Genomic DNA, 15,426 nt, shown 5'->3' on the forward strand with positions numbered 1-15,426 from the left:
GGATGGAAGAATACAAGCAGACAATAGAAGAAGTAAAGAAGGTAACAGAAGCAGATCCAGATACTGGGTTGTCTTCACAAGAAGTGGATGAACGGCGAAAAAAGCAGGGATTGAATAAATTCGATGAGGCGCCGAAAGAATCGATGATCAAAAAATTCTTTCGAAGCTTGTCCGATTTTACAACGATAATCCTTCTTGTAGCAGCGGTGATTTCCTTTTATACCGCATTTGCTACAGAACATGGGGATTTATTTGAAGGACTGCTGATCATCGCTATCGTTGTGATCAACTCGGTATTGGCGATTGTCCAAGAAGGAAACGCAGAAAAAGCACTGGAATCCTTGCAAGATATGAATAAACAAACGGCAACTGTCATACGAGACGGCAAAGTGACCACTGTTGAGTCAGAGCAACTGGTAGTGGGTGATATTCTTGTTTTAGAGTCCGGTGATGCTATTTCTGCCGATGCCCGTTTGATCGAAGCATCACAATTACGTGTAGAAGAATCGGCGTTGACTGGAGAAAGTGAAGCAGTTGAAAAAGATGCAGCATTTATTGCTGAAGAAGATGAGTCATTAGGTGACCAACTTAATATGGTATTTAAAGGATGTACGGTTGCTGCAGGTCGTGGGAAAGCGATCGTCACTGCCATTGGTATGGCTACAGAAATGGGTAAGATCGCGGATCTTTTGAACGAAAATACTATGCAAAAAACACCTTTACAGGTCCGATTGAATCAGCTAGGCAAACGAATCAGTATGATCGCTTTAGCGGCTGCGGCTTTAGTATTTGTGATTGGTGAACTGCAAGGAGAACCACTCCTTGAGATGTTCATGACTTCGATTTCCTTGGCTGTTGCAGCTGTACCGGAAACCTTGACTGTTATTGTTACGTTGACACTTGCATACGGTGTGCAGAAGATGGCGAGGAAACATGCGATCATCCGACAGTTGCCAGCAGTTGAAACGCTAGGAACCGCTAATGTTATCTGCTCAGACAAAACAGGAACGCTGACACAAAATGAAATGTGCGTCCGCCGGGTATGGAGCAAAGAAGATGAAGTAACGAATATCGAAGACTCAATGACGAACAGCGCGATGGAAATATTGAAAATGGCTGCACTATGTACAGATGTGACGGTCGAGCAAGAAGATGACGACCTTGTTATCAAAGGTAATCCAACAGAAGTAGCCATCGTTAGGGCTGTTGAAGAGAATTATCATACAAAAGCAGAATTAGAAGAAAAATATCCACGAGTAAACGAGCTTCCTTTTGATTCTGAACGAAAAATGATGACAACAGTTCACCAAATGGGCGAAAAATACATCTCAATCACCAAAGGAGCATTCGATGTTCTGGCTCCGCGCTTTAGTTCAGGCGATGTAGAACAAGCAGCTATCGTCAATGATCGCTTTGGTAAACGGGCACTGAGAGTGATTGCTGTTGGTTATGTTACTTATGACGAAGAACCGCAAGATATTTCTTCTGAAGCACTGGAAAAAGACTTACGTTTGATTGGTCTGATCGGAATGATCGATCCACCACGTCCAGAAAGTAAAGGAGCAATCAAGCGAGCGAAAAAGGCTGGCATCAAAACAGTCATGATCACTGGAGATCATGTGGTAACTGCCAGTGCCATAGCGAAAGAATTAGGTATCTTGAATGATCCGTCAGAAGCACTCTCAGGATCAGAACTGCATCAATTATCAGATGAAGAATTAGATGCGCGTGTCAAAGCTCTCTCTGTCTATGCTCGGGTAACGCCAGAAGACAAGATCCGGATCGTCAAATCTTGGCAACGTACGGGTGCAGTCGTAGCGATGACTGGGGATGGTGTGAATGATGCACCAGCGTTGAAAGCAAGTAACGTTGGGTGTGCCATGGGGATCACAGGGACAGATGTGGCGCAAAGTGCCGCAGATATGATTTTGACGGATGACAACTTTGCGACGATCGTAGACGCTGTCAGTCAAGGACGTTCGGTTTATCAGAATATTCGTAAAGCTATCAACTTTTTGCTAAGCTGTAATATTTCGGAGATCTTTATTGTTTTGATTGCGATGCTGTTAGGCTGGGGAGCGCCATTCACAGCTGTGCAACTACTGTTTGTCAATGTAGTTGCCGATGGTCTTCCAGGATTTGCTTTGGGAAGAGAACCAGCAGAACACGGCATCATGGATCAGCCTCCTATTCCGAAAAACGAAGGGATCTTTGCTCGAGGCTTGTTGCAAAAAATCGCCATAAACGCAGGAGTCTTCACCATCGTAACGCTGTTTGGTTACTATTTAGGTAGTTATGTCGATACTATTAGCCCATGGGTAGATGCAAGTCAGCATGTCGGTCAAACTGTTGCATTCTTGATCTTAGCTTATTCATCGATTTTGCATGTGTTCAATGTACGCAGCAGCCAATCGATCTTCAAAGTCAATTTAGCAACCAATAAAGCTTTGGTAGAAATGGCGTTACTGGCATTAGCTATTACAACGGCTGTTGCTTTGCTGCCGTTTACGCAAGAACTATTCGGCCTAGTACACATCAGTTTGAATCACTGGTTCTTGGTAGGGATTTTGTCTATCGTACCAATCGCGGTGAATGAACTGATCAAGTTCCATCGATTACCGGAAGCAGAAGAAGAGGAATGATTAACTGTTTCTAAGTTGATTTTCTTTTTACTGGAACTATACAAAAAGGAGGTGTGACATGAATGTTGTCACACCTCCTTTTTGCTAATGGGCTGAATGTTTCTTTTACTGCCTCTCGATAAACGGTGTTCTCCTGCCAACCCCTCGGTCACAAGTCACACTCTCTTTTAAATATCTTTTGGCAATTGTTCATAAAATGCTGCTTTTGTTGCAGAAATGTATGGGCTGAGCCATAGATAACCAATACCAGCAGTTGCTAATGCTAAGATATGCCAGCCGATAAATGAAAGATCTAACCAGAAAAGTTGTCCTTTATAACCATCCATCAATTTTCGACTTGCAGTGATCGTATCCAGTACTTTAGGTGTTTGTCCTGTTTCTTGGACGATATCGTAGTAGATAAAATAGCTTTGAGAATAAGAATAGCTTTTAATGATTCCAGGAATAACTAATAGCAAACCCCATAATGTTGTAAAGATCGAGATCAGCACAGCTAAGCCGATCACTCCGCCGATAAACAAACCTTTGAATCCACGAAATGCATCTTTGAATGGTTCGATCTGATCTTTTTGTCCACGTAAAATATCAAGATAAGTCCAAGAAATACCGCTCATGAACAAAGCGCTAATGATGCTGGAAATAATTCCGCCACCGCCTCCTGAACTACCGCCTCCTGAAGTTGTCGCATCTGAGACGCTCGCTGATCCATCATATATGGTGGTGGCAAATAAGATAATAGGAATCATAATAAGAAGAATAGCAGCAATACCAATCAATGTAGGGATTAGATTTAGTAAAACAGCTTGTCCCCAACGTCCTTTTAGACTCTCTTTTGCTTGGCGTTTTAATTCTGCAGAAGATTGCATGATTTTTCCCTCCTTTTCTTTAATAACACCAATATACCATGTATCAAAAAATATTTCTGTCATAATGTTTTTCTTTTTTTGTTATTCATAAAAAAAGGATAAAAAAAAGAATATTAAATAAAATAGAAGGAAGCCGAGGGAACTTGCAAAAAGCACTTGAAACGATTATGATGGTGGGAGTTGTCAAGATATTTTATATAGAAAGTAGGGAAATGAATGACGCAACCTGCCATTCGCTATCGTTTAATCAAGAAAGAAAAACATACTGGCGCGCGTTTAGGGGAATTGATCACGCCACACGGAACTTTCCCCACACCAATGTTCATGCCAGTAGGAACATTAGCTACAGTAAAAACAATGTCCCCAGAAGAGTTGAAAGAAATGGGTGCTGGCGTTATTTTAAGTAATACATATCATTTATGGCTACGCCCTGGTGAAGACTTAGTAGAAGAAGCTGGCGGACTGCATAAATTTATGAACTGGGATCAACCGATTTTAACAGATTCAGGCGGCTTTCAAGTTTTTTCATTAAGTGATATGCGGAATATCGAAGAAGAAGGCGTGCATTTCAAAAATCACTTGAACGGTTCGCGTATGTTTTTATCACCAGAAAAAGCAATCAACATCCAAAATAAATTGGGCTCTGATATCATGATGAGTTTTGACGAATGTCCACCATTCGATGAAAGTTACGACTACGTGAAAAAATCAGTAGAACGTACGTCTCGATGGGCAGAACGAGGATTGAAAGCTCATGCTAACCCAGACCGTCAAGGATTATTTGGAATCATCCAAGGAGCAGGATTTGAAGATCTTCGTCGTCAAAGCGCGAAAGATCTAGTCGGGATGGATTTCCCTGGTTACTCAATCGGCGGGTTATCTGTCGGGGAACCTAAATCAGAAATGAATCGTGTATTAGAATTCACTACACCGTTGATCCCCGAAAACAAACCACGTTACTTGATGGGTGTCGGTGCTGCTGATTCATTGATCGATGGTGTTATCCGTGGAGTAGACATGTTTGACTGTGTCTTGCCTACTCGAATCGCTCGAAATGGCACATGTATGACTTCTCAAGGCCGTCTAGTAGTGAAAAATGCGAAATATGCCCATGATTTCCGTCCAATTGATGAGAAATGTGATTGTTATACATGTAAAAACTATACACGTGCCTATATCCGCCATTTGATCAAATGTGATGAAACATTTGGGATTCGTTTGACTTCTTACCACAATTTATACTTCTTGTTGAATCTAATGAAACAAGTACGTCAAGCAATCATGGATGATAATTTGCTTGAATTTAGAGAAGCCTTTTTTGAAGAATACGGGTTTAATAAAGAAAACGCAAAAAGCTTCTAAAGGAAAATCTTTTAAAAATTAAGTAAAAAACTAGTGTTAGCAGCATTTTTCTGCTAAAGTGTTTTTTGTAGATACAGAATTAGTGAGGTGAAAAAAATGGGAACATTACCAATGCTTGTGATGTTTATCGCGCTATTAGCAATGTGGTTTTTTATGTCACGTTCGCAAAAAAAACAACAGCAAGAACGTCAAAACTTGTTGGATAGCATGAAACCAGGTGATTCAGTCGTAACTATCGGCGGATTACATGGAGTTGTTTCAGAAATCGACAATGACAAACGGACAGTTGTTTTAGACTGCGAAGGGATCTTCCTTGAGTACGATCGTGCAGCAATCAAAACGGTCAAACCAGGGACTGTCGTAACAAATGATGCAACGACTACTGTTGAAACAACAGAAGAACCAGCTGAGACAGTTGAAGTAAAAACTGAAACAACAGAAACGCTGGAAGAGACAGAAGAGAAGAAAGAAAAATAAGTATCAAAGCTTATTTAAAGACGAGGTAGGGCAGAAAGATGTCCTACCTCATTTTTTATTCAAAAAAGAAAGAGATAAGAGTATAGGATATATTGCTCAATATTGAATAATCGGGTGTGTCATATAAATAATAATAAATAACTTTATATATTTTTCTATACAAACACCTGTAAATAAAGCAATTTTATGTTTAAAAATAACTGTTAAAAAAATCACAAAAAAGTGTTTACATAGAAAAACAAATATTGTATGATATACATGTGAATGATTTAACAAATAACCATGACCCATTAGGAGGATAATGATGGCTAAAGTAATGGAAAAAGAAAAAACGAAGACAATTGACGTACAAGCAATGATTGATGATTTGGCAGAAAAAGCAAATGCAGCATTGAAAGAAATGGAAAGCTTTGATCAAGAAAAAGTGGACCATATCGTGCATGAAATGGCAATGGCAGCTTTAGATCAACATATGCCATTAGCGAAGATGGCTGTAGAGGAAACAGGCCGCGGTGTTTACGAAGATAAAGCAATCAAAAATATGTATGCGTCCGAATATATTTGGCATAATATCAAACATGATAAAACAGTTGGTGTGATCAATGAAGATGTCCAAAAAGGATTGATTGAAATTGCTGAACCAGTCGGTGTGGTTTGCGGAGTAACTCCAACAACGAATCCGACTTCCACAACGATTTTCAAATCAATGATCGCGTTGAAAACAAGAAATCCGATCGTTTTTGCTTTCCATCCAAGTGCCCAAAAATCTTCTGCAGAAGCAGCACGAGTAGTACGTGATGCTGCTATCGCTGCCGGAGCTCCTGAAAATTGTATCCAATGGATCGAACATCCTTCGATCGAAGCGACTTCTATGCTAATGAACCATCCAGGTATCGCGATCGTCTTAGCGACAGGTGGAGCTGGAATGGTCAAGTCTGCTTACTCTACAGGAAAACCAGCTTTAGGTGTAGGTCCAGGTAACGTACCAGCTTATATTGAAAAAACAGCAAAAATTAAACGTGCAGTGAACGATTTGATCGTTTCGAAAACATTTGATAATGGAATGATTTGTGCTTCTGAACAAGCTGTGATCGTGGATAAAGAAATCTATGCAGCAGTAAAAGCAGAATTCCAAGCACACCAAGTTTATATCGTAAAACCAGATGAATTGCAAAAATTAGAAGATGCAGCGATGAACGAAGGAAAATATGCGGTCAATCCATCAATCGTTGGACATTCTGCGATGGAAATCGCAAAATTGGCAGGAATCAGTGTACCAAAAGGAACGAAAATGCTGATTGCTGAATTGGAAGGCGTAGGCCCAGATTATCCGCTATCAAGAGAAAAACTTTCTCCAGTTCTTGCCATGATCAAAGCTAACAACACGGACCATGCGTTTGATTTGTGTGAAGGTATGTTGAATCTTGGAGGATTAGGACATACAGCAGTTATCCATTCAGAAAACGAAGAGTTGCATGTCAAATTCGGTCTTCGAATGAAAGCTTGTCGTATTTTAGTGAATACACCATCTGCAGAAGGCGGCATCGGTGATATCTATAACGAAATGATTCCGTCATTGACTTTGGGATGCGGTTCTTATGGTAAGAACTCTGTTTCTCGTAACGTCTCTGCTGTAAACTTAATCAATGTCAAAACTGTAGCGAAACGGAGAAATAACATGCAATGGTTCAAATTACCGCCAAAAATCTTCTTTGAAAAGAACTCTCTATTGTACTTAGAGAAAATGGAAAACGTTGAACGTGTCATGATCGTTTGTGACCCTGGTATGGTCCAATTCGGTTACTGCGATACAGTTCGTGAAGTATTGGCACGACGTAAAAATGATGTGAAGATCGAAGTCTTCTCAGATGTTGAACCGAACCCATCGACAAATACCGTATACGCAGGAACGAAACTGATGGCAGACTTCAAGCCAGATACAGTAATCGCTCTTGGAGGTGGTTCTGCAATGGACGCAGCTAAGGGAATGTGGATGTTCTATGAACACCCAGACACATCTTTCTTTGGTGCAAAACAAAAATTCTTGGATATCCGTAAACGGACATATAAGATCGACAAACCAGAAAAAACACAATTCGTATGTATCCCGACAACATCAGGGACTGGTTCTGAAGTAACGCCATTTGCGGTCATCACTGACAGTGAAACACATGTGAAATATCCGTTAGCAGATTATGCATTGACGCCAGATGTCGCAATCGTCGATCCTCAATTCGTCATGTCAGTTCCAGCATCTGTCACAGCAGATACCGGGATGGATGTGTTAACACATGCAATCGAATCCTATGTTTCAGTCATGGCTTCAGATTATACACGTGGATTGAGCCTACAAGCAATCAAGTTAGTCTTTGACTATTTAGAAAAATCAGTAAAAACACCTGATATGGAATCACGTGAAAAAATGCACAACGCTTCTACAATGGCTGGTATGGCGTTTGCTAACGCATTCCTAGGTATTTGTCACTCAGTCGCACATAAAATCGGCGGGGAATACGGGATCCCTCATGGACGGACAAATGCGATTCTTTTACCGCATATTATCCGCTATAATGCAAAAGATCCACAAAAACATGCGATGTTCCCTAAATATGACTATTTCCGTGCAGATACAGATTACGCAGATATTGCAAAATTCTTAGGTCTGAAAGGCGAAACAACAGAGGAATTAGTCGAAGCTTTAGCAACGGCTGTTTATGAATTAGGAAAATCTGTCGGCATCAACATGAGTCTAAAAGCTCAAGGAGTCACACAAGAAACACTAGATACAACCGTAGACCGTATGGCTGAATTAGCTTACGAAGACCAATGTACGACAGCTAATCCGAAAGAACCATTGATCTCTGAATTGAAACAGATCATCATTGATGCTTACAACGGATAAGCAAAAGAAAGCGTAGAAAAAAGATAAGAAAATAGATGAAAAAGAACTTGGAAAACGTTGTTTCTCCAAGTTCTTTTTTTAATTTCCAAGTAACTGAAAGTTACTTTTGTTATTTAACATTTAGGTCAATTTTAGACAGTTTTTGTTCAAAAAGCGATATTTATAGTGGACGGTATTACTGATATATTAAGGATATAAAATGAAAGCGTTTAAAAAGGTGGCGTAAAGATGATTATTAAAGAAGAGATTTTTGTACCTAAAGAATTAGTGAAAGAAAAAATTGACCTGCTCGTTGAAAACCTGACAACGATCAAAGACGATAATGGTGAATTTTTGTTGGGCTTTGATGGACTGAAAGTAGATGACAAGAGCTGGACAGTGTGGAATTGGCCACAAGGTGTCGGTCTATATGGTATTTATAAAAATTACCAGATGACAAAAAATCCTCGCGCTTATCAAGTGGTCAATGAATGGTTTGAGGATCGTATGGAAGAAGGCGCTCCGCCCAAAAACGTCAATACAATGGCACCGCTATTGACTATGGCTTACTTGTATGAAGACACGAAAGATTCACGCTATTTGCCTTATTTAGAACAATGGGCAGAATGGGTCATGAATGACATGCCTCGGACAAATGAAGACGGGTTACAGCATGCCACATATGGACCGGAAAATAAGAATCAGTTGTGGGACGATACATTGATGATGACAGTGCTTCCTTTGGCAAAAATCGGGAAACTGTTGAATCGCCCAGAATATTTAGAAGAAGCTCGTTACCAGTTTATGATCCATATCAAATACTTGATGGATAAACGAACAGGATTGTGGTATCACGGCTGGACGTTTGAAGGAAATCATAACTATGCCGAAGCATTTTGGGCTCGTGGAAACTGCTGGTTGACGATTGCTATTCCAGAGATCATTGAAATCTTAGAATTATCGAAAGAAGATGCATTGCGCAAATTATTGATCGAAACACTTGAAGCACAAGTGCGTGCATTAAAAACTTATCAGTCTGAAAGCGGTTTATGGCATACGTTGTTGGATGATCCTTCTTCTTACGTAGAATCTTCTGCAACTGCAGGATTTGCTTACGGTATTTTGAAAGCGGTCCATAAACGTTATTTACCACAAGAATATAAAGAAGTCGCTTATCGTGCTATCCAAGGATTGCTTGAACAAATCGATGAAAAAGGAGAAGTTCAAAACGTTTCAATCGGGACAGGAATGGGGGACAGTTTAGATTTTTATCGGAATATCGGAATCACAGCAATGCCTTATGGACAGTCGTTAACGGTGCTTTGTTTGACAGAATTGCTCGTCTCTTATTGTTAAAAGAAAGGAAACCCATATGAAAAAAACATCACTGCTGTTTGCAGCAAGTTCGCTTAGCCTAGGTCTGCTAGGTCTAAGCGGCTGCGGAAATAATTCTAGTGTGGCAACTGTCGCAGATGCAGACGTAAATGAGATAGTTACCTTGCGCTTTGCTTATGCAAGCAACAGCCAGCCAGTAATTGATGCAATGAATGAATTTGGGCGTTTAGTAAAAGAAAAAACAGATGGTTCCGTACAGATCCAGTATTTCCCAGATGGACAACTGGGTGGAGAACGTGAACTGATCGAATTGACACAGTCAGGAGCAGTAGATTTCACAAAAGTAAGTGCCTCAGCGTTGGAAAGTTTCTCTAAAGATTATTCGATTTTTTCCGTTCCTTATCTATTCAATGATGAAGAACATTTCTTTAAGGTGATGGATAATGAAGAAATAATGGAGCCAATCTACCAATCGACCAAAAATTTAGGATTTACCGGATTGACCTATTATGATTCTGGTCAGCGCAGCTTTTATATGGTAGACGGTCCGATCCATACGCCGGAAGATTTGAAGGGAAAGAAGATCCGTGTGATGCAAAGCGAAACCGCTATCAAAATGGTAGAGCTTTTAGGCGGTTCGCCCGTACCTATGGGAAGTGATGAAGTGTACACGTCTCTTCAATCCAATTTGATCAACGGATCAGAAAACAATGAATTTGTCTTGTATACAGCTGGACATGGCGGGGTAGCTAAATACTATTCCTATGATGAGCATACACGTGTGCCAGATATCATCATCATGAATGATGCCATCAAAGAACAGCTAACTGATGAACAGGAAAAAGCCATTGAAGAAGCAGCGAAAGAATCAACGGTTTTTGAAATTGAAGCTTTTGCAAAAGCAATTGAAGAAGAAAAAGCTTTAGCACAAGAAGAACATGGAGTCCAATTCAATGATGTAGATAATACACCGTTTCGAGAGGCAGTTGCCCCACTTCATGATATATTCAAAAACGATCCTACCTACAAAGACCTTTATCAAAAGATCCAAGAGCAAGGAGCGTAGCTGTGATGAAAATGATTTTAAACAAGGTATTAGAGATCCTGGGAGCTGTTTTGCTTGTTGGGATGGTCGCTGTTGTTTTATGGCAAGTATTTTCCAGAACGGTTTTAGGAAATCCAAATACGGTCACGGAAGAGCTTGTTCGATTCGGTCTTGTCTGGTTTGCCATGTTGTCTTCCGCGTATGTTGTGGGACAAAAAGCACATTTAGCCGTAACGGTTTTAAGTGAAAAATTAACTGGCAAAAAAAGTAAAATTTTAGAAGTTGTTGTTCAAAGTTTATTTCTGGTATTTGCTGCGATGATCATGGTGTATGGCGGATGGAATGCTGTCACATTGACAATGGGGCAGATCTCGCCTTCTTTAAGTATTCCTATGGGATATGTTTATCTGTCAGTACCTGTATCGGGGGTACTCATCATTATCTATAGCCTGATCAATCTAATCGATACATTAAGCAACAAGCCAGCAATTCAAGAAAAAATATAAAAATGGAGGAATAAAATGGCAATAGAAGCCGGATTAGTGTTATTTTTTGTATTTGTTGTGTTGCTTGTATTAGGGATGCCGATTGCTATAAGTATTGCATTCTCATCGATGATGACTTTATTGTTAGTTATACCGTTTGATGTTTCTGCTTTTAGTTCAGCTCAAAAAATGGTGGGAAGTATCAATAGTTTTTCGCTGATCGCTATTCCGTTTTTCGTTCTCTCGGGCATTATCATGAATAATGGAGGGATAGCTAAGAAACTAGTGGATTTTGCGATGTTGTTCGTCGGGCGCGTGCCGGGGGCTTTGGCTCATACGAATGTGTTAGGGAATGCTTTATTTGGTTCCATCTCTAGCTCGGCCATTGCCGCTTCTACCGCGATTGGTGGAGTGTTGATCCCTCAGCAAGTGGAAGAAGGATATGACCGGAAGTTTGCGACAGCGGTCAATATCGCGTCAGCTCCGACAGGTATGGTCATTCCTCCAAGTACTGCTTTTATCATGTATTCACTTGTTGCTGGTGGTGCTTCGATCTCTGCTTTGTTTATGGGAGGTTATCTCGTAGGCGCTTTGTGGGCGCTAGGAATCATGCTAGTAGCATTCATCGTTGCTAAAAAGAATAAATACCCTGTTGTCGAAAAAGGACAGATGGCTCATGCTGGAAAAATAATAAAAGAGGCGATTCCTAGCCTTCTATTGATTGTCATCATTATCGGTGGTATCTTGACGGGGATATTTACAGCAGTAGAAGCTTCAGCGATAGCTGTCATTTACAAATGGGTTATACGATTTTAGAACCAGGAAGTGCTTGGAATACGATGCTTTGTCATACACATGAACGTCGTATGGAAGCTTATGTCTATTTTGATTATGCCAATGAAGATACACGTGTGTTCCATATGATGGGCAAACCAGATGAAACAAAACATTTAGTCGTAGACAATGAACAAGCCATTATTTCGCCAAGCTGGTCGATCCATTCAGGTGTAGGTACAAGCAATTACTCATTCATCTGGGCAATGTGCGGAGAAAATATCACCTATACAGACATGGATATGGTGCAAATGGATCAATTAAAATAAGCATAAGGGAGAGAAAATGATGGAATTTAGTATGGATATGTTTCGTTTAGATGGAAAAGTAGCATTAGTCACCGGTGCTGTCTATGGTATTGGATTTGAGATTGCACGCTCTTTAGCTACAGCAGGAGCAAAAATCGTATTTAATAACTTGAATCAAGAATCAGTTGATGAAGGTATAGCGCATTATAAAGAAGCAGGCATCGATGCAAAAGGTTATGTCTGCGATGTGACCGATGAAGAAGCGGTTCAAGCGATGGTTCAACAGATCAAAGAAGATGTAGGTTCAGTTGATATTCTAGTCAACAATGCAGGGATCATCAAACGGACACCGATGATCGAAATGGATGCGGCAGACTTCCGCCAAGTAATCGACGTGGATTTAAATGCCCCATTCATCGTTTCAAAAGCAGTTATTCCGGATATGATCGAAAAAGGCGGCGGTAAAATCATCAATATCTGCTCCATGATGAGTGAATTAGGACGCGAAACGGTCAGTGCTTATGCTGCGGCAAAAGGCGGATTAAAAATGCTGACGAAAAACATCGCTTCTGAATACGGTCAATACAATATCCAATGTAATGGAATTGGACCAGGTTATATTGCTACACCGCAAACTGCTCCATTACGCGAAACACAAGAAAATGGTGAACGTCATCCATTCGATCAATTTATCGTTGGACGTACGCCAGCAGCACGCTGGGGCGAGCCAATCGATTTGGCTGGACCATCTGTCTTCTTGGCTTCTAGCGCATCTGATTTCGTTAACGGCCATGTCTTGTATGTGGACGGAGGCATACTTGCCTATATCGGAAAACAACCTTAAAAGAGCTTTAGTACACCGTTTAGTGGAGAGGTTGTGAAATCAGCGGCTTGAACGAATACCGAAGGACAGCTGATTAAACATCATTTATTCGAAAAAAGAGGCTGGGACAGAAGCGTTTAACTCCAAGAAATAAGAAGGAATTCACGAAAATTGCTTTTCAAATTTTTGTGAATTTCAGCTTATTTCCGAAGGAGTTGCTTTTGCTTCCGCCGTTTATACGTGTTTAGAGCGTGGGACAAAAGTGTTCTTTACTTTTGTCCCACGCTCTTTTCTGTGCGTCTTCCATACTTCACTAAGTCGATCCCTCTTGCTTCGCACCAATCCTTCACTGGTCCGGAAAAGATCAGTGATTGTTGGTGTAGGGCCGCGGTATTCGTTGCGCCGACCATAGTATAAAGCAGACGAAGCTCTTCTTGCCATTGCTTCATCAGTATAATAGTTTCTTCTACGCCGTGATTCATCAGATGCGTCAGTACGGTTCCTGAAGTACCCACTGCATTTGCGCCGAGACAAAGGGCTTTAAATATGTCATAGGCATTGCGGATACCTCCGGAGGCTAGGATTTCCATAGAAGTGTCTGCTTCATTTGCTTCAAGCAATGAAGAGACTGTCGATTGCCCCCAGTCAGCTAAATAACTCAGTTCCCGCTTGGAGCGACGGGCGTTTTCGATCTGGGTGAAGCTTGTTCCGCTTCGACCGCTGATATCAACTGTATGAACTCCTAAAGCAGCTAGATCATTGAGCGTTTCTCTTGTCATGCCAAAACCGACTTCTTTTACGATGAGGGGGACGTCAATGGCTGTTTGAGTCTCTTGAATAAGTACTTTCCAATTGGTAAAATCACGGTCTCCCTCAGGCATAACCAACTCTTGAGGTGCATTCAAATGAATCTGTAAGGCATCTGCGTGAAACAATCGGATAGCTTCTTGGGCTCTTTCGACAGAAGTCCCTGCACCGATGTTGGCAATGATTTTCCCGTGAGGATATTCTTGTCGCATAATCGTATAAGTATCGGCTAAAGAAGGGTCTTTCAAGGCAGCGCTGACTGAACCAGTGGCAATCATCAAATCTGCTTCTCTTGCGACGATTGCAAGATCTTGGTTGATTTTTTTTGTTTTTTCGCTTCCGCCAGTCATCGCATTGATATAAAATGGGCTGCTTAGTGTAAACCCAACTGCCTGTGTACTTAGATCGACATCAGAAACTGCTATTTGCGGCAAAGGGTTATGGATGATCCGTACGAAGTCAAATTCGTTTTTTTGTTTATCATGAAAGGCTTTAGCTAGTGAAACATGTTCGTCTTTTCGATTCATCGGTTTTCCTTTCTTTGATCGCTATAGACATGTAACGGCAGTGGAGTGATTTCTGCTTTTTCCCATGCACTCATTAAAGGAAGGATGCCAGATTTCTGGTCAACAATTACGATTCCGCAATCGCCACCACCTGCACCAGAAGATTTTGCGGCTCCTTCATACTGTTCAGCTAAATTACACAATTTGTTCAAAGCAGGCGTTTCGATGACGACCCCAGTGATTGCAGATAAATCATGCAGTAATTGTCGGTTTTTTCGAATCATCTGTTGGATCAACGTTACATTATTTTCTTTAAACCCTTTGATCATTTCGTTGACACATTCTGTACTGTTTTTTAAGAAAAGCTGATAAGCCACCATTTTGTCTTCTCTCGAACGGTGAACTTGATCGACCAAATCAGAAGTAGAGGCAGGGCTACCCGTCCAACCAATCAATAAACGTAAATCTTCAGGAGCAATCAATGGCTCAATGGATAGACCTGGCCAATCCAGGGCAAGTAACTCACTGATAGAATGCTGAGTTTCTTGTTCTTGGAGCCAAGGATGGTCGAAGGTTGAGAAAGCGATCCAGCCACCATAACAGCTAGCAGCGATGTCGCCGCAGGAACCATTATCTTGAACTGCTAAATTGGCTAGTGCTGCAATCTTGAAAATCTCCAACTGAGATAAATTCAACGCGTAAAAAACATTCAAGGCTTTGACCGTTGCAACGGTCACGGCACCGCTAGAACCCAATCCATATTTCCGGCCATTTGAACTGTCTAACTCACTTGTTACTTTCAGATCATAAAAGGATAAAAGAATGTTTTTTTCTTGTGCATACTTTTCAGTCAAACGAATAGCAGCAAGGATATAATGAAAAGGATTTTCCCGAATATCTAAAACTAATTCTCCGTTGCGTCTTGTCCAACGTACAGGCATCCCACTGTATTGTGCAGATTGGATACTTCCGACTTTTCGTGCGGATTCTACAGTGACTGTTACGAATTGATCGACTGCAGCGATAACTGCTGGATGGCCTGTTTCAACAACTGCATATTCTCCGGCAATATAGAGTTTGCCTGGTGCAGATACTTCAATCATAAAAATCTCCCT

11 protein-coding genes and 2 pseudogenes are annotated in these 15,426 nt (G+C 40.9%); 10 read left to right on the plus strand and 3 right to left on the minus strand.

The window, feature by feature from the left end:
• Nucleotides 1–2: 2 nt before the first annotated feature.
• Nucleotides 3–2,642 carry a cation-translocating P-type ATPase gene (locus RBL01_RS00970; protein WP_307780899.1) on the plus strand — a complete coding sequence of 880 codons (2,640 nt, stop codon included), beginning with the start codon at nucleotides 3–5 and terminating at the stop codon, nucleotides 2,640–2,642.
• A gap of 167 nt (nucleotides 2,643–2,809) precedes the next feature.
• On the opposite strand, the gene RBL01_RS00975 is transcribed toward RBL01_RS00970, so the two are convergent.
• Nucleotides 2,810–3,508 carry a DUF975 family protein gene (locus RBL01_RS00975; RefSeq protein ID WP_002294185.1) on the minus strand — a complete coding sequence of 233 codons (699 nt, stop codon included), beginning with the start codon at nucleotides 3,506–3,508 and terminating at the stop codon, nucleotides 2,810–2,812.
• A gap of 216 nt (nucleotides 3,509–3,724) precedes the next feature.
• On the opposite strand from RBL01_RS00975, the gene tgt reads away from it, so the two are divergent.
• From tgt to RBL01_RS01020, 9 genes and pseudogenes are all read left to right on the plus strand, one after another.
• Nucleotides 3,725–4,870, plus strand: coding sequence for a tRNA guanosine(34) transglycosylase Tgt (gene tgt, locus RBL01_RS00980; RefSeq protein ID WP_002294183.1), 1,146 nt, complete (start codon nucleotides 3,725–3,727; stop codon nucleotides 4,868–4,870).
• 96 nt (nucleotides 4,871–4,966) lie between these two features.
• Nucleotides 4,967–5,347, plus strand: coding sequence for a preprotein translocase subunit YajC (gene yajC, locus RBL01_RS00985; protein WP_002300794.1), 381 nt, complete (start codon nucleotides 4,967–4,969; stop codon nucleotides 5,345–5,347).
• Between the two features lie 304 nt (nucleotides 5,348–5,651).
• Nucleotides 5,652–8,249: a bifunctional acetaldehyde-CoA/alcohol dehydrogenase gene (gene adhE, locus RBL01_RS00990; protein ID WP_307780898.1), complete on the plus strand. Its 2,598-nt coding sequence runs from the start codon at nucleotides 5,652–5,654 to the stop codon at nucleotides 8,247–8,249.
• Nucleotides 8,250–8,477: 228 nt separating this feature from the next.
• Nucleotides 8,478–9,584 (plus strand): glycoside hydrolase family 105 protein, encoded by a 1,107-nt coding sequence (locus tag RBL01_RS00995; RefSeq protein WP_002319473.1) that lies wholly within the window; start codon nucleotides 8,478–8,480, stop codon nucleotides 9,582–9,584.
• Between the two features lie 16 nt (nucleotides 9,585–9,600).
• Nucleotides 9,601–10,629 carry a TRAP transporter substrate-binding protein gene (locus RBL01_RS01000; RefSeq protein WP_002294179.1) on the plus strand — a complete coding sequence of 343 codons (1,029 nt, stop codon included), beginning with the start codon at nucleotides 9,601–9,603 and terminating at the stop codon, nucleotides 10,627–10,629.
• Nucleotides 10,630–10,634: 5 nt separating this feature from the next.
• The gene (locus tag RBL01_RS01005) at nucleotides 10,635–11,114 is read left to right on the plus strand and encodes a TRAP transporter small permease (protein WP_002288258.1); all 480 of its coding nucleotides are present in this window, start codon (nucleotides 10,635–10,637) and stop codon (nucleotides 11,112–11,114) included.
• Between the two features lie 15 nt (nucleotides 11,115–11,129).
• Nucleotides 11,130–11,900 (plus strand): annotated as a pseudogene (locus RBL01_RS01010) (TRAP transporter large permease subunit); the annotation flags it as partial.
• Nucleotides 11,876–12,196 (plus strand): annotated as a pseudogene (locus tag RBL01_RS01015) (5-deoxy-glucuronate isomerase); the annotation flags it as partial. The pseudogenes RBL01_RS01010 and RBL01_RS01015, both read left to right, overlap by 25 nt.
• A gap of 19 nt (nucleotides 12,197–12,215) precedes the next feature.
• A complete protein-coding gene (locus RBL01_RS01020; protein ID WP_002294167.1) occupies nucleotides 12,216–13,019 on the plus strand; it encodes a gluconate 5-dehydrogenase in 804 nt (267 codons plus the stop codon).
• 248 nt (nucleotides 13,020–13,267) lie between these two features.
• Here RBL01_RS01020 and fni read toward each other — a convergent pair whose 3' ends face one another.
• Together fni and RBL01_RS01030 are read right to left on the minus strand one after the other, a co-directional pair.
• Nucleotides 13,268–14,332, minus strand: coding sequence for a type 2 isopentenyl-diphosphate Delta-isomerase (gene fni, locus RBL01_RS01025; protein ID WP_002300048.1), 1,065 nt, complete (start codon nucleotides 14,330–14,332; stop codon nucleotides 13,268–13,270).
• A complete protein-coding gene (locus RBL01_RS01030) occupies nucleotides 14,329–15,414 on the minus strand; it encodes a phosphomevalonate kinase (protein WP_002288233.1) in 1,086 nt (361 codons plus the stop codon). Before RBL01_RS01030 ends, fni begins: the two co-directional genes overlap by 4 nt.
• Between the last annotated feature and the right edge of the window lie 12 nt (nucleotides 15,415–15,426).

The organism is Enterococcus sp. SB12 (genome assembly GCF_030910025.2).
GTDB classification, from domain to species: domain Bacteria; phylum Bacillota; class Bacilli; order Lactobacillales; family Enterococcaceae; genus Enterococcus_B; species Enterococcus_B faecium.

What these genes read in the sequence shown, in the direction of transcription:
- RBL01_RS00970 (WP_307780899.1), top strand. Translation starts at nt 3, where the DNA reads ATGGAAGAATACAAGCAGACAATAGAAGAAGTAAAGAAGGTAACAGAA.
- RBL01_RS00975 (WP_002294185.1), bottom strand. Translation starts at nt 3,508, where the DNA reads ATGCAATCTTCTGCAGAATTAAAACGCCAAGCAAAAGAGAGTCTAAAA.
- tgt (WP_002294183.1), top strand. Translation starts at nt 3,725, where the DNA reads ATGACGCAACCTGCCATTCGCTATCGTTTAATCAAGAAAGAAAAACAT.
- yajC (WP_002300794.1), top strand. Translation starts at nt 4,967, where the DNA reads ATGGGAACATTACCAATGCTTGTGATGTTTATCGCGCTATTAGCAATG.
- adhE (WP_307780898.1), top strand. Translation starts at nt 5,652, where the DNA reads ATGGCTAAAGTAATGGAAAAAGAAAAAACGAAGACAATTGACGTACAA.
- RBL01_RS00995 (WP_002319473.1), top strand. Translation starts at nt 8,478, where the DNA reads ATGATTATTAAAGAAGAGATTTTTGTACCTAAAGAATTAGTGAAAGAA.
- RBL01_RS01000 (WP_002294179.1), top strand. Translation starts at nt 9,601, where the DNA reads ATGAAAAAAACATCACTGCTGTTTGCAGCAAGTTCGCTTAGCCTAGGT.
- RBL01_RS01005 (WP_002288258.1), top strand. Translation starts at nt 10,635, where the DNA reads ATGAAAATGATTTTAAACAAGGTATTAGAGATCCTGGGAGCTGTTTTG.
- RBL01_RS01020 (WP_002294167.1), top strand. Translation starts at nt 12,216, where the DNA reads ATGGAATTTAGTATGGATATGTTTCGTTTAGATGGAAAAGTAGCATTA.
- fni (WP_002300048.1), bottom strand. Translation starts at nt 14,332, where the DNA reads ATGAATCGAAAAGACGAACATGTTTCACTAGCTAAAGCCTTTCATGAT.
- RBL01_RS01030 (WP_002288233.1), bottom strand. Translation starts at nt 15,414, where the DNA reads ATGATTGAAGTATCTGCACCAGGCAAACTCTATATTGCCGGAGAATAT.